General features: G+C 66.1%; 11 protein-coding genes. 4 read left to right on the plus strand and 7 right to left on the minus strand.

Features of this window, described 5'->3' with window-relative positions; all coding sequences use genetic code 11:
- Positions 1–52 precede the first annotated feature (52 nt).
- The 5 genes from ACIQCM_RS07405 to ACIQCM_RS07425 all read right to left on the minus strand — a co-directional run bounded on the left by ACIQCM_RS07405 (position 53) and on the right by ACIQCM_RS07425 (position 7,305).
- Positions 53–1,459 (minus strand): ferredoxin reductase, encoded by a 1,407-nt coding sequence (locus ACIQCM_RS07405; protein ID WP_400605204.1) that lies wholly within the window; start codon positions 1,457–1,459, stop codon positions 53–55.
- Complete coding sequence (locus ACIQCM_RS07410; RefSeq protein WP_400605206.1) at positions 1,456–2,760, minus strand: SRPBCC family protein; 1,305 nt, start codon at positions 2,758–2,760, stop codon at positions 1,456–1,458. The genes ACIQCM_RS07405 and ACIQCM_RS07410 overlap by 4 nt, the downstream gene beginning before the upstream one ends.
- Positions 2,761–3,110: 350 nt before the next feature.
- Positions 3,111–5,465 carry an FdhF/YdeP family oxidoreductase gene (locus ACIQCM_RS07415; RefSeq protein WP_400605208.1) on the minus strand — a complete coding sequence of 785 codons (2,355 nt, stop codon included), beginning with the start codon at positions 5,463–5,465 and terminating at the stop codon, positions 3,111–3,113.
- A gap of 116 nt (positions 5,466–5,581) precedes the next feature.
- Positions 5,582–6,202 (minus strand): MBL fold metallo-hydrolase, encoded by a 621-nt coding sequence (locus ACIQCM_RS07420; RefSeq protein WP_400605210.1) that lies wholly within the window; start codon positions 6,200–6,202, stop codon positions 5,582–5,584.
- Positions 6,199–7,305, minus strand: coding sequence for an S-(hydroxymethyl)mycothiol dehydrogenase (locus ACIQCM_RS07425; RefSeq protein ID WP_400605212.1), 1,107 nt, complete (start codon positions 7,303–7,305; stop codon positions 6,199–6,201). The genes ACIQCM_RS07420 and ACIQCM_RS07425 overlap by 4 nt, the downstream gene beginning before the upstream one ends.
- A gap of 216 nt (positions 7,306–7,521) precedes the next feature.
- Here ACIQCM_RS07425 and ACIQCM_RS07430 point away from each other — a divergent pair, with 216 nt between their 5' ends.
- The 4 genes from ACIQCM_RS07430 (at position 7,522) to ACIQCM_RS07445 (ending at position 11,522) form a co-directional block, all read left to right on the plus strand.
- Entirely contained in the window at positions 7,522–7,860 is a 339-nt protein-coding gene (locus ACIQCM_RS07430; RefSeq protein ID WP_400605214.1) for a hypothetical protein, read from the plus strand.
- Positions 7,861–7,907: 47 nt separating this feature from the next.
- Positions 7,908–9,605 (plus strand): amidophosphoribosyltransferase, encoded by a 1,698-nt coding sequence (gene purF / locus ACIQCM_RS07435; RefSeq protein WP_400605216.1) that lies wholly within the window; start codon positions 7,908–7,910, stop codon positions 9,603–9,605.
- A complete protein-coding gene (gene purM / locus ACIQCM_RS07440) occupies positions 9,602–10,759 on the plus strand; it encodes a phosphoribosylformylglycinamidine cyclo-ligase (protein WP_400605218.1) in 1,158 nt (385 codons plus the stop codon). Before purF ends, purM begins: the two co-directional genes overlap by 4 nt.
- 457 nt (positions 10,760–11,216) lie before the next feature.
- Entirely contained in the window at positions 11,217–11,522 is a 306-nt protein-coding gene (locus ACIQCM_RS07445) for a hypothetical protein (RefSeq protein WP_400605219.1), read from the plus strand.
- Positions 11,523–11,593: 71 nt separating this feature from the next.
- Here the strand turns inward: ACIQCM_RS07445 and ACIQCM_RS07450 are convergent, their stop codons facing one another.
- Both ACIQCM_RS07450 and ACIQCM_RS07455 read right to left on the minus strand, forming a co-directional pair.
- The gene (locus tag ACIQCM_RS07450) at positions 11,594–12,364 is read right to left on the minus strand and encodes a VOC family protein (RefSeq protein ID WP_400605221.1); all 771 of its coding nucleotides are present in this window, start codon (positions 12,362–12,364) and stop codon (positions 11,594–11,596) included.
- A 27-nt stretch (positions 12,365–12,391) separates the two neighbouring features.
- Positions 12,392–13,372, minus strand: coding sequence for a TIGR03086 family metal-binding protein (locus ACIQCM_RS07455; RefSeq protein WP_400605223.1), 981 nt, complete (start codon positions 13,370–13,372; stop codon positions 12,392–12,394).
- Positions 13,373–13,380 lie beyond the last annotated feature (8 nt).

Raw genomic sequence — 13,380 nt, forward strand, 5'->3', positions numbered from 1 at the left:
CTTACTTTTCAGTCGCGGTCAATCATGGGGGTGCGGGCCGCTTGAGCGGTGGTTAGGCGTCGATCACCATGTCGGTGCGCGCAGTGGAACAGCAGGGAAGAAACTTGCCCGCATCAATTTCCCGTTTGCGGATTCCGCCCTGGTGGTTCATGTCGATCTCCCCGGACAGCTTGACCACCTTGCAGGAGCCGCACATGCCTTCCTTGCAGTTGGCGCCGATCCGGACACCCGCACGCTGCGCCACCCCAAGGATGGGCTCCTCCGGGTCGATCCGCACATTGATCCCGGTGCGCATGAAGGACAGCGTGAGGCTGCCGGTTCCGACGGTGTCGAAGCTTGAGGCATCGGGGGCCTGGGCCTCCGGAGCCTCAGCCGGGCTTCCGGCGGTGGTGGGGGCTTCCGGGTTGGCTGCTTCCAGAGCCAGTCCCGAGGCCTGAAGTGTTCCGTCCTCGTCGTAGCCGGGCTCGTAGATTCCGAACGCTGCAGGCTGGCCTTCGAAGTAGTCCTCGGCCGACTCCGCGATTTCCTCAGCGATCTCCTCGGCGATGTCCGCTGCCAGGGCGAGTTCGGCCTGGTATTCAAGGAGGGTCTGCCGGTCGCCGGAGAAGAACTCCATGTAGATGGAAGTGTCGTCGACGCCCACTTTCCTGAGCAGCTCAGTAGCGGTGTCCAGGTAACCCTCAGGGCCACAGGCGTAGACCTGCCGGCCGTTGGCGTCGGGTGCCACCTCATCGATCATGGATGAGCTCAGGCGTCCGCTGAAGCCTTCCCAGTCCCCGGGCCTGCCGCGGTCGCCCAGGGCGTAGAAGACCTTGATGCGCGAGTCCACGGAAGCGATGTAGGCCAGCTCCCGGTGGAAGGCAAAGCCGCCGGCTTCCGCGCCGTGGTAAAGCACAACCACGTCGGCGGTTCCCGGCAGGGAGTGGATAGTCCGCAGCATCGACATGATGGGGGTGATACCGGCCCCGGCGGCCAGGAAGAGATACCTTGCGCGCCGGTCGGCGTCAGGCAGGTGGAATGCCCCCACGGGACCCAACATGTCCAGGACCGTGCCGGGCCTGATGTTCTGGTGCACCCACGGGGAAACCAGTCCGCCCGGGTCCCGCTTGACGGTGACGCTGAAGGTCCACGGTTCCGTGGGCGAACTGGACAGCGAGTAGCTGCGGTCCACCGGTTCCTGGTCGTCGCCGTTCACGGGGAAGGCGATGTTCACGTACTGGCCCGGGCGGAACGCCAGGGGCGCGCCGTCGCAGCGGCGGAACACGAACGTCATCATGCCGCCCGCTTCGGGAACGGTCTCGACGCATTCGGCCATGAACTCCTGCGGATGCCACGGGCCCAGGGCCCTGGCTGCGCTGCCCGGCCCTTCGGTGCTGCCCATGACCCTGTTCCACGGCATCTCAAGACCGCGAATGCGCTGTGGTTCCTGGATCACCGTTTCAGTGAGGAGTTCTGTCATGCCAAGTGCTCCTGAACGCGCTGCACGTACCAGTTGATGAATGCTTCGACCTGGTATTCGCTCTTCATGTACGGGCCGGGCTCGTAGGCGGGGCTGGCAGCGCCCTGCTGGCACAGCTCCACGAACGCCTTGTCCTGCAGGTTGGTCTGCTTCCAGGTGTAGGTGAGCTTCTCCAGGTCGTAATCGACGCCTTCTTCGGCGTCATCGGCCACCAGCCAGGTGGTGCGGACCAACGACTGGTGTTCGTTGATGGGAAAGACGCCAAACGTGATGACGTGGTCCCCGAGGAAGTGGAACCAGCTGTTGGGCTGCAGGTGCATGGAGCAGCGGCCCAGGCGGAAGTCCGGCAGGTCGCCGAGCAGCTTCTTGGAGAGCCGGCGCCCGTCGGCGGAGAAGGACTCGCCTTCGCCGTCCAGTGATTCGCGTGAAATACGGATGCCGGCAATGCGGGTATCGAGTTCCTCGACCACCTCGTAGGGCAGGCCGTAGCGGCGGCACCGCTCCTCGAGGGTGGACTGGGCTTCCTTGTTGCGGTCCCAGACCTCTTCGAGGTGGGCCGGGATCAGTCCCTCGGTCAGGCCCCACGTGGGGAAGAGCGAGCAGGCGAGTTCCGGGTGCCCGTCGCAGTGGTAGCACTCACGGTTGTTCTCCATGACGAGCTTCCAGTTGCCCTCTTCGATGATGTTCTGCTGGTAGGCAATCTTCGTCTTGGACAGGTCGTGGGGTGCGAGGTAGGGCTCAAAGATCTTGGAGGTCTCGTCGAAATCTGCGGGCGGTTCGTCAGCGATGCAGACGAAGATGAGCCCGGCAACCTCGCGGCTATGGGCGCGCTTGAGGGCAAAGCAGTTCTTGTCGAACTTGGCTTCGCCGGGGGCGGAGGCGTGGATCAGGTTGCCCTCGGGCGAGTAGGTCCAGGAGTGGTAGCCGCAGACCAGGTTTCCGGTGGAACCGGCAGCCTCCGTCAGGACACGCGCACCCCGGTGGCGGCATACGTTGTGCAGGACGTTGACGCTGCCCTCGTCGGTACGCAGCACGATCAGGGAGTAGGGTCCGTAGTCCACCGTGATGTAGTCGCCCGGCTCCGGCAGCTCGGCAACGCTGCCGGCAAAGATCCAGTGCTGGCCGAAGATTGCCTCCATGTCGAGCTTGAAGATCGTCGGGTCGGTGTAGAAGGGGGCATCGAGGGAGTAGCCGGTGCGCCGCAGAGCGAACAACTCCGAAATTTCAGCCAGCTGCCCGGCAGGCAATGTTGACGCGAGCTTTCCGCGTGCGCTGAGGGGCACGTTCACTGAGATAGTCATGTGGTTCCTCCCGATCGGGCTGGATATTGAGCGAAATGAAGTGATTACGGAGCCGGCGGGCAACCAAAGGATGCCCGGGACGTTCTGTTCCTGAATGTGGGGAGGTCCATCAGCAACAGCAACAGTGACTCCAAAGGAGATCTGGAAGCATCCAACGCAACAGCGATCACCATATGCAACAGTGTGACTCTTGCCACGCCCACTGTCAATCAATTTCGGATATGACGAAAAAGCACGGCCCGTGCCGTGCGGAGATGCGCCCAGGCCTCGCGCCGAGACCAGAACGGCGGCACACCGGACTACCGGTGTGCCGCCGTCGGGGGCCTTTTGTCGTCGATGTTGCCGCGCGGCTAAGCCGGCGTGCCTGCCAGCTCCCCTGCAGACGCCTGGGCCGCCGCCACCACTGGCTGGTGCGGCTCGAAGCGGACGAACATTGCCTTGAAACCGGGGGTGTTCGAGACGCGGGCTACGTTCTCCTTGTGCACCAGGGCGTTCGCCTCGGGGAAATACGCCGCAGCGCAGCCCTTGGCGGTGGGATAGGCCACCAGGCGGAACTTGTCCGCGCGGCGGTCCACCCCCTGGAAGGTGCTGACCACGTCCACCAAGTCCCGGTCCTTGAAGCCCTGCTCCGCCAGGTCTTCCGGGTGGATCAGGATCACTCGCCGGCCACCGGAGATACCGCGGTAACGGTCGTCCAGGCCATAGAACGTGGTGTTGTACTGGTCGTGGCTGCGGATGGTCTGCAACACCAGGTGCCCCTTGGGCGGGGTGAGGTATTCCAGCGGGCTGACGGTGAACCGGCCGCGGCCGATGTCCGTGGCGAAGGAACGGGTGTCCCGCGGCGGGTTGGGCAGCACGAACCCGTTCTTGGTCCGGATGCGTGCGTTGAAGTCCTCGAAACCGGGCAGGACGCGGGCTATGTGGTCCCGGATCACGTCATAGTCCTCGGCCATGCCGCGCCAGTCCACGGAGTGTTCCGGGCCGAACGTCGCCTCCGCCATCCGGGCCACGATCACGGGCTCAGCGAGCAGGTGATCGGAGACCGGGGTCAGTCGGCCCTGGGTGGAGTGGACCACGGACATGGAGTCCTCCACGGACAGGAACTGGGCGCCCTTGGGGTGCTTGTCGTCCTTGTCCGTACGGCCCAGGGTGGGCAGGATCAGCGAGGTGCGCCCGTGCACGATGTGCGAGCGGTTGGGCTTGGTGGAGATGTGCACGGTCAGCCCGATCCGCTGCATGCCCGCCTCGAGGGCCTCCGTGTCGGAGCAGGCCAGCGAAAAGTTCCCGCCCATGGACACGAACACGTCCACCTCCTCACGTTCGAAGGCTTCCATGGACTCCACGGCGTCGTAGCCGTGGTGCCGCGGGGAGGTGATGCCGAACTCGTTGTCCAGCGCAGTGAGGAGCCATTCCTTGGGTTTTTCCCAGATGCCCATGGTCCGGTCGCCTTGGACGTTGGAATGCCCGCGGACGGGGCAGGCCCCGGCGCCGGGCTTGCCGAAGTTGCCCTGCAGCAGCAGGACATTCACCATCTCCTTGATCGTGTCCACCGAGTGCGGCTGCTGGGTAACGCCCAGGGCCCAGCAGAAAATGGACGCCTTGGACGCGATGAGCATCCCGGCCACGGTTTCAATCTGTTCCCGGGACAGGCCGGTGGCCTTTTCGGTCTCGTCCCAGTCAAGGCTGCGGCGGGCTTCGCGGTAGGCGTCGAACCCATCTGTCTGTGCGGCGATGAAGGAATGGTCGACGACGGTTCCCGGGTTTTTCTCTTCGGCTTCCAGCAGCAGGTGGCCGAGTGCCTGGAACAGGGCCAGGTCGCCGCCCACCTTGATCTGCAGGTATTCGTCGGCCAGCGGGGTGCCCCCGCCCACCACTCCGGAGACGGTCTGCGGGTCCCGGAAGTTGAACAGGCCGGCTTCGGGCAGCGGGTTCACGGCCACCACCTTGCCGCCCTTGTCCTTGCATTCCTTCAGCGCGGAGAGCATGCGGGGATGGTTGGTGCCCGGGTTCTGGCCGACCACGAAGATCAGCTCGGCGTCGTGGATGTCGTCCAGGGACACGGTGCCCTTGCCGATGCCGATGGTCGGGTTCAGTGCCGAGCCGGAGGACTCGTGGCACATGTTGGAGCAGTCCGGCAGGTTGTTGGTGCCCAGGGACCGCGCGAACAGCTGGTACATGAAAGCTGTCTCGTTCGCCGTGCGGCCGGAGGTGTAAAAGACGCACCGGTCCGGGGTGGACGCCCGGATGTGTTCGCCGATGAGTTCGAACGCGTCCGCCCAGGAGATCGGTGAGTAGTGGGTCTCGCCTTCGCGGATCACCACCGGTTCGCTGAGCCGGCCCTGGTTGCCCAGCCAGTACTCCGTCTTGGTCGACAACTCAGCGATCGAGTGCTTGGCCCAGAACTCCGCGCCGACGGTCCGGAGGGTGTTCTCCTCGGCCACGGCCTTGGCACCGTTTTCGCAGAACTCGGCGGTCTTGCGCTTCTTGTCCGACTCCGGCCAGGCGCAGCCCGGGCAGTCGAAACCGCCGCGCTGGTTCAGCCGCAGCAGGGAGTGCGCTGTACGGGTCACGCCCGCCTGGGCAACGGCGCGCTCCAGCGCAACCATGACGGCCTTGACGCCCGCAGCCTCGGTCTTGGGCTTGTGGACGGACAGTTCGTCCTCGTTGATGTCCGCTACGGGAGCGGGCTGTTTCCCGAACTTCATTGTTCCAACGTCCTTACTTGCATGGTCCTGCTTCGTCACTGCCCGGCGTGCGGCATGGCCAGGCGCGCCAGGAAAGCCCTGGCGCGCCTGGCCGGCGCGTTCTTGGTGGCTCCAGCCTAGTGCGCCGGCCTGGCCAGCGCTTCCCGCTCGGCACCGATGGTGGTGTTGTCCCCGTGTCCGGTGCGGACCACGGTGCCGGCCGGGAGCGTCAGCAGCTTCTCCCGGATCGAGGCAACGATGGTGGGATAGTCGCTGTAGGACCGGCCGGTGGCACCCGGGCCGCCGTTGAACAGCGTGTCCCCGGTGAAGACCGTTCCCTCGCTTTCCAGGTAGAAGCAGGTGGACCCCGGCGAGTGGCCGGGGGTGTGGATGGCCCGCAGCGTCACCCCGGCCACTTCGAACACGTCGCCGTCGGCCAGTTCCCGGTCCGGCCTGGCGTCCGGGTACACCTGTTCCCAGAGCACCAGGTCCTCGGGGTTCAGGTAGATCGGTGCGCCCACGGCGTCGGCCACTTCACGGGCGGCGCCGATGTGGTCGTTGTGCGCGTGGGTCTGCAGGATGGCCAGGACCTTGCGGCCCTTGACCTGGTTGATGATCGCGGCGGCGTCGTGCGGGGAGTCGATGATCACGCACTCCTCGTCGTTGCCCACAATCCAGACGTTGTTGTCCACGTCCCAGGTGCCGCCGTCGAGCGAAAACGTGCCCGAAGTGACCAGGTTCTCGATCCGGACACTCATGCGGACACTCCTTCCGGCTGGATCTCCACTACCGAGCGCAGCACCTTGCCCTCGTGCATCTTGTGGAAGGCCTCCTCCACCTGGTCGATGGTGATGCGCTCCGACACGAACGCGTCCAGGTCCAGGTTGCCCTGCTTGTAGTGGGAGACGAGCATGGGGAAGTCGCGGGACGGCAGGCAGTCGCCGTACCAGGAGGACTTCAGCGACCCGCCGCGGCCGAACACGTCCAGCAGCGGCAGTTCCAGCTGCATCTCCGGCGTCGGGACGCCCACCAGCACCACGCGGCCGGCAAGGTCCCGGGCGTAGAACGCCTGCTTGTAGGTCTCAGGGCGTCCGACGGCGTCAATCACCACGTCCGCTCCGTTCCCGCCGGTGAGGGCGCGGATGGCCTCCACGGCGTCCTCCTTCGTGGAGTTCACGCCGTGGGTGGCGCCGAGGGACTTCGCCATATCAATCTTGTTGTCGTCAATGTCCACGGCGATGATCGTCGTCGCGCCCGCCAGCTTCGCACCGGCGATCGCGGCGATGCCCACACCGCCGCAGCCGATGACAGCCACGGACTCGCCGCGCTTGACCTCGCCGGTGTTGATGGCGGCGCCGATGCCCGCCATCACGCCGCAGCCCAGCAGGCCGACGGCCGCAGCATCAGCCTCCGGATCCACCTTCGTGCACTGCCCGGCCGCCACCAGCGTCTTCTCCGCGAACGCGCCAATACCCAGCGCGGGGGAAAGCTCGGTGCCATCCTCGAGGGTCATCTTCTGGGTGGCGTTGTGCGTATTGAAGCAGTACTGCGGCTGGCCCTTGGCACACGCCCGGCACTGGCCGCAGACGGCGCGCCAGTTAAGGATCACCCGGTCCCCGGGGGCAACCGACGTCACGTCCGGCCCCACAGCGCTGACGACACCCGTGGCCTCATGCCCCAGCAGGTAGGGAAAGTCGTTGCCGATGCCGCCCTGCTTGTAATGCAGGTCGGTGTGGCAAACGCCGCAGGTGAGGATATCCACCAGCGCCTCCCCCGGTCCCGGGTCCGGTACCAGGATGGTCTCCAGCGTGACCGGGGCGTCCTTCTCCCTGGCAATGACAGCTTGAACTTTGTGAACCATATCTTCGTTCCTTTCGTGGATCCGCGCGGATCCGGACCGCATAGCCGCGCCTGGGACGTGACGCCTTTGTTGCGTAATACACAACGATGCGCGCATGGTGCCTACGCGAGCATATGTCAGCGGCCACATTCCCTGTCAAGAGATATATCAGTTTAGGGCCGCCGCCGAACGTCGGCGGCGGGCAACCCAGCGCCACGAAAATGTAGGCTGGATGGCATGTCTCCCGAACACTCCCCTGCCGAGCGCCGCGAAGTCACGGTCCGGCGCGCCCCTAAGTATGTTCCCTTCCTTGTGCTCGGCGCAGTGGTGGGCATCGCGGCCGCAGCAGTGGTGGCCTACGCTCTTCCCGGCAGCGACAGCTTTGATCCCGGCGCCGTGTTCGGCTTCTTTCTGGTCATGTTCGCCGGCGGCGGCGCCATCCTCGGCGCTGTCCTTGCCCTAATCCTGGACCGTCGCAGCCTCCGGAGACAGCAACGCGCAATAGTCGAGTCCGTGCCAGAGGAAGAGCAGGAAAACACCCTCGGCGATGAACCGGAAACCGGCCCGCGGTCATAATCGGAGCCCCGGAAAAGTCCTACCCCATGTCGTGAGATAATCGACCAGTGGCACGCGGCGATGGAAAACTTTCCCATGATCTTCTCCCTGGCGAAAAAGGCCCGCAGGACGCTTGCGGCGTCTTCGGTGTTTGGGCACCCGGTGAAGAAGTAGCAAAACTCACCTACTACGGGCTGTATGCGCTGCAGCACCGTGGCCAGGAGTCGGCTGGCATAGCCACCAGCGACGGCAAGCGGATCAATGTCTACAAAGACATGGGCCTCGTGTCCCAGGTCTTCGACGAAACCACGCTGAACACACTGACCGGGCACCTCGCTGTCGGCCACTGCCGTTACTCGACCACCGGCGCCAGCCACTGGGCCAACGCCCAACCCACGCTCGGTGCCACCAGCACCGGAACGGTCGCGCTGGCGCACAACGGCAACCTGACCAACACCGCCGAGCTGAACGCCATGATCCTGGAGCGCAACGGCGGCAACCTCACCGGCGAGATGAAACAGGGCAACACCTCGGACACCGCCCTGGTCACGGCGTTGCTGGAGGGCGAGGAGGGCAAGACCCTCGAACAGACCGCCATCGAGCTCCTGCCCAAGATCCGGGGCGGCTTCTGCTTCGTCTTCATGGACGAGGGCACCCTCTACGCGGCCCGCGACACCTTCGGCATCCGCCCGCTGGTCCTCGGCCGGCTGGAGCGCGGCTGGGTGGTCGCCTCCGAACAGTCGGCACTGGCCACCGTGGGTGCGAGCTTCATCCGCGAGATCGAACCCGGCGAGTTCATCGCCATCGACGAGCAGGGCGTCCGCTCCCAGCGCTTTGCGGAGCCGACGCCGGCAGGCTGCGTATTCGAATACGTTTACCTTGCGCGTCCGGACGCCGCGATCGCCGGCCGCTCCGTGTACGAGTCCCGGGTGGAGATGGGCCGCCAGCTGGCCCGCGAAAACACCCAGGAAGCGGATATCGTCATCCCCGTCCCGGAGTCGGGCACCCCGGCGGCCGTCGGCTACGCCGAGGAATCCGGCATCCCCTTCGCCCACGGTTTCGTCAAGAACTCCTACGTTGGGCGTACGTTCATCCAGCCGTCCCAGACACTGCGGCAGCTGGGCATCCGGCTGAAGCTCAACGCCCTTGAGTCGGTCATTCGGGGCAAGCGAGTGGTGGTGGTGGATGACTCGATCGTCCGCGGCAACACGCAGCGCGCCATCGTCCGGATGCTCCGCGAGGCCGGCGCAGCTGCCGTCCACGTGAAGATCTCCTCCCCGCCGGTGCAGTGGCCCTGCTTCTACGGGATCGACTTCGCCTCCCGCGCCGAACTGATCGCCAACGGTGCCACCATCGAGGAAATCTCCCAGGCCATCGGCGCCGATTCCCTGGCGTACATCTCCGAAGACGGCATGATCGGTGCCACCCAGCAGCCCCGCGAACGCCTCTGCACCGCTTGCTTCACCGGCAAGTACCCCATCGAACTGCCCGGCTCGGACAAGCTGGGGAAGAACCTGCTGGAGCGCACGGATCTGGGCGGCCTGAAGTCGCCGTCCGCGCTCCCCGGTGAAACCGCCGCCCTGGCGGTGGACAACACGGCAGGTGCGGCCGCCGACGTCGACCCCGCCGTTGACCCGGCGGAAAAGTCCGGCGCCACCGGCTGCGACCCGGGACCGGACTCCGAGCTCGAAAACCTGCTGACCGACGAAGACCTCGTGCCAGACCTGCACGCCGCCACCGGCGCTGACAAGAAAGAGTCCGTATGACCTCCGCTGCCCCCGTCCCTGGCATTACCCCCGACACCCCCGGCATTACCTACGCCTCCGCGGGTGTGGACGTTGAAGCCGGTGACCGCGCCGTTGAGCTCATGAAGGACGCCATCAAGGCGACCCACAATGCGTCGGTGCTGGGCGGGGTGGGCGGATTCGCCGGCCTGTACGACGTGTCGAAGCTGCTGACCTACAAGAAACCCCTGCTGGCCACATCCACGGACGGAGTGGGCACCAAGGTTGCCATCGCTCAGGCCATGGACATCCATGACACCATCGGCTTCGACCTGGTGGGCATGGTGGTGGACGACATCGTGGTGGTGGGCGCCGAGCCGCTGTTCATGACCGACTACATCGCCTGCGGCAAGGTGGTTCCCGAGCGCATTGCGGACATCGTCCGTGGCATCGCGGCCGCCTGCTCCGTCGCTGGAACCGCACTGGTGGGCGGCGAAACCGCCGAGCACCCCGGCCTGCTGGGTGAGCACGAGTACGACGTCGCCGGTGCCGCCACCGGCGTCATCGAGGCCGACAACCTGCTGGGCCCCGAGCGTGTCCGCGCCGGTGACGTGGTCATCGGCATGGCCTCCTCCGGCCTTCACTCCAATGGCTATTCCCTGGTCCGCCGCGTCATCAACCACGCCGGCTGGGCGCTGGACCGCCAGGTATCCGAGCTGGGCCGCACCCTGGGCGAGGAACTGCTCGAGCCCACCCGCGTCTACGCCGCCGACTGCCTGGACCTGGCCCGGACCTTCCCGCTCAGCGGCCCCGCTGCCGTGCACGGCTTCAGCCACGTCACCGGCGGCGGACTCGCAGCCAACCTGGCGCGCGTCCTCCCCCAGGGCCTGGTTGCCACGGTGGACCGCGCCACCTGGGAACTGCCCGCCATCTTCAAGCTGGTGTCCGAGCTGGGCAACGTCCCGCTGGCGGACCTCGAACGCACGCTCAACCTGGGCGTGGGAATGGTGGCCATCGTGTCGCCCGAGGCCGCGGATGCAGCAGTGGCCCGCCTTAATGACCGCGGACTGCCGTCCTGGATCATGGGCACCGTCACCGCGGATTCGGACGCGATCATCAAGACCGGCCCGGACTACGTCCAGGGCGCCAAGGGCGTGGACGGCGGCGCGGTGCGAATGGTCAACGCGTACGCCTAAGAGTCATCGAGTGCTCCGTACTGGTCGTTTTGGGGGTCCATAACGACCAGTACGTGGGCCCATGCCGGCAGGGTTCCCGGGCCGAGCTTGCGAGGCGAGGGGGCCGGTGGGGCGCACTCGATGGTTAAGGGGTGACCGCCATTCTCGACCCCGTCCTTGACTGCTAAGTATGCTTACCTTTAGGCTTGTACGTGGAAGTGCACCACAGATGTCCGACTGAGGTTTCATACGGAGCTTGAAGTTCAAAGCCCGCGCCAATACAGCGCTAGGTCGCTGGCCCAGCCGGACCGCCTTCCCCGCTGACCGTTTCGATATCGGTCCGCGGATGGGACAAGAAGCATCCACAAGACGCCCGGAAATTCGCGTCGCGCAGTATTTGCGCGGCTCACCCACCATCGAGGTACGCCACGGCGGCCGGATGTGTGGCGCATCGGGCCGGACTCAAGGGAGCGAAATAATGTCAGTTTTGAAGAAAGCCACCGCTGCAGCAGCCGGAACCCTCTTCCTGGTGGGCGCTGCCGCCGGGCCCTCACACGCCGCAGACAACACCACCCTCAACGACGGACTCGTCAATGTCACTGTCGGTGACGTGACGGTGAAGGATGCCGTTGACGTCAACGTCGCGGCATCAGTCGCCGCCTCACTGTGCGACGTGGCAGATATCGGATCGATAGCCGTCCTTGGCGAGGCCGTGGACGCGTCCGGCAACGAGGTAACGGTCTGCGAGACGGAAACCGGGCCTGTGAAGATCGTCAACAACTAGCACGTCACAGAAAGGCTCCCGCATTGGCGGGAGCCTTTCTCTGTGTCCAGCAGAGTGTGGACGCGGCGGGCTTAGACCTCCAGGAGGCTGAGGACTCCGCCCTGCGGATCACGGACGGTTGCCAGCGCGCCGTGACCGGCGCCGCCCTCAGGCTCCACCAGGACCTCGCCGCCGGCCGCCACCGCGGCCCGGACAGCATCCGCCAGGCTGGCGACGCCGAAGTACACGTCCCAGCCCGCCTGCGCGCCCTCGTCGGCAGGAACGACGCCGGCCACCTCGGCACCGTTGACCATCAGCGTGCTGTAAGTGCCGCCGTCGTCCTGCGGATATTCGGTGACCTCATGGCCAAAGAGCTCCTGGAAAAAGCCGACGGCGGCAGCCGGCTCGGGCGTGGACAGCTCCGCCCATGCCAGCGCGCCGGGGACGTTGAACAGCTGGCTTCCCGTGTGGGTTCCGGGCTGCCAGACGCCCGTGGTGCCGCCGCCGGGAGGTGCCACGAAGGCGAGAACCCCGGTTTCGGCAACGGCCTCCGGACCGAATTCCGCCTTTCCTCCGGCGAACTCCGCATCGCGCACCAGCGCCGCCGCGTCCGTCGCAGCAAAATAGATGTTCCACTGTGCGCGGGTCCCCGCAGCCTCCTGCACGGTGTTTTGCGGCGCGATCACGGCGACGAGGCTGCTGCCCGCGAAGGCCTGTGCATAGCTGCGGCCGTCCGGCGTGGGCAGGTCCTCGTAGGTCCAGCCGAACACGGCGGCGTAGAACTCCTTGGCTGAGGTGACGTCACGGGTCTGCAGGTCCGCCCAGCACGGCTCGCCGTGCGCATAGATCTTCGGGAGAGTCATGCGGTCAGGCTACAGGGTTCCCCAAGGTCAGGCGGAGACGGCGCGTCCCGTGAACGCCACCAGCCGGTCAAGGCTCGACGCCGATTCACCCACCGGAGCCGGTGCAGCGAAGCTTCCGCCGGCGCGGACCTGGTCGCTGATGGTCTGCTGCGCCAGCACCTCGACGTAGTCGGTCAGTTCGTCGGCCACGGCGAGGTCGCGGCCGAGGGCCCTGGAGAAGTCCCAGGCGTGGACCAGGAACTCGAGGTTCAGGATGGATGCCACCATCGTGGCGGGCAGCTCGGCGAAGCCCATGTCCACGGTGCCTTCGAGGCCGCGGCGGGCAAAGGCCTCCAGGGTGGGCTGCGCGAGGTCCGCGATACGCTCCTCAGGCGACTTCCCGGCGTCGTCCTTAACCGTGGCGCCGAGGGCCTTGCCGATATTGCCCACCGAGGCGGCCAGGTGGTCGAGCAGCTGGGCCACGTTGAAGTCGCTGCAGGGCGTGGCCTGGTCCAGGTCTGCGGGCGTGATGCCGCGGAGGACCCGCTGCAGGATGGCCAGGGTGGCGTCCGCGGCGGTCAGCTGATTGATGTCCTGCGGGGCCGCAGCCCATTCGTCAGCTCCCGCGTCACCGGTGGACGCTTCTGCCAGCAACCTGTCGAGATAGTGGTTCCAGCCCTCGGCGTGGGCCGCGGCTGCCTCCGGTGTGGGCAGACCTTCGTGGACCAGGCGGACATTCGTGCCGCCCTCGGCCGGTTCGAAGGTAACGGAGACGGTGGAGACGTTGTCCGCCGGCGCGCCGGGCTGCTCCCAGCCCCAGGTGAAGACCACGCGCTTCCCTGGCTCGACCTCGGTAAAGGTGCCCGACGCGTGGTGCCCGGGTGTTATTGTCCAGCGGTATTCGCCGCCGACCTTCAGGTCAACGCGGGCGGCAACGGTCTGCCAGCGGCGCAGGCGCGCGGGCTCGGTCACCAGGGCGAACGCATCGTCGAGGCCGAGGGGCAGGAGGACTGTCTTGTCGAGAATCATGATGGATC

It is taken from the genome of Pseudarthrobacter sp. NPDC092439 (genome assembly GCF_044754945.1).
GTDB lineage: Bacteria > Actinomycetota > Actinomycetes > Actinomycetales > Micrococcaceae > Arthrobacter.

Coding starts and splice junctions, on each gene's coding strand:
- ACIQCM_RS07405 (WP_400605204.1), bottom strand. CDS start 1,459: ATGACAGAACTCCTCACTGAAACGGTGATCCAGGAACCACAGCGCATT.
- ACIQCM_RS07410 (WP_400605206.1), bottom strand. CDS start 2,760: ATGACTATCTCAGTGAACGTGCCCCTCAGCGCACGCGGAAAGCTCGCG.
- ACIQCM_RS07415 (WP_400605208.1), bottom strand. CDS start 5,465: ATGAAGTTCGGGAAACAGCCCGCTCCCGTAGCGGACATCAACGAGGAC.
- ACIQCM_RS07420 (WP_400605210.1), bottom strand. CDS start 6,202: ATGAGTGTCCGGATCGAGAACCTGGTCACTTCGGGCACGTTTTCGCTC.
- ACIQCM_RS07425 (WP_400605212.1), bottom strand. CDS start 7,305: ATGGTTCACAAAGTTCAAGCTGTCATTGCCAGGGAGAAGGACGCCCCG.
- ACIQCM_RS07430 (WP_400605214.1), top strand. CDS start 7,522: ATGTCTCCCGAACACTCCCCTGCCGAGCGCCGCGAAGTCACGGTCCGG.
- purM (WP_400605218.1), top strand. CDS start 9,602: ATGACCTCCGCTGCCCCCGTCCCTGGCATTACCCCCGACACCCCCGGC.
- ACIQCM_RS07445 (WP_400605219.1), top strand. CDS start 11,217: ATGTCAGTTTTGAAGAAAGCCACCGCTGCAGCAGCCGGAACCCTCTTC.
- ACIQCM_RS07450 (WP_400605221.1), bottom strand. CDS start 12,364: ATGACTCTCCCGAAGATCTATGCGCACGGCGAGCCGTGCTGGGCGGAC.
- ACIQCM_RS07455 (WP_400605223.1), bottom strand. CDS start 13,372: ATGATTCTCGACAAGACAGTCCTCCTGCCCCTCGGCCTCGACGATGCG.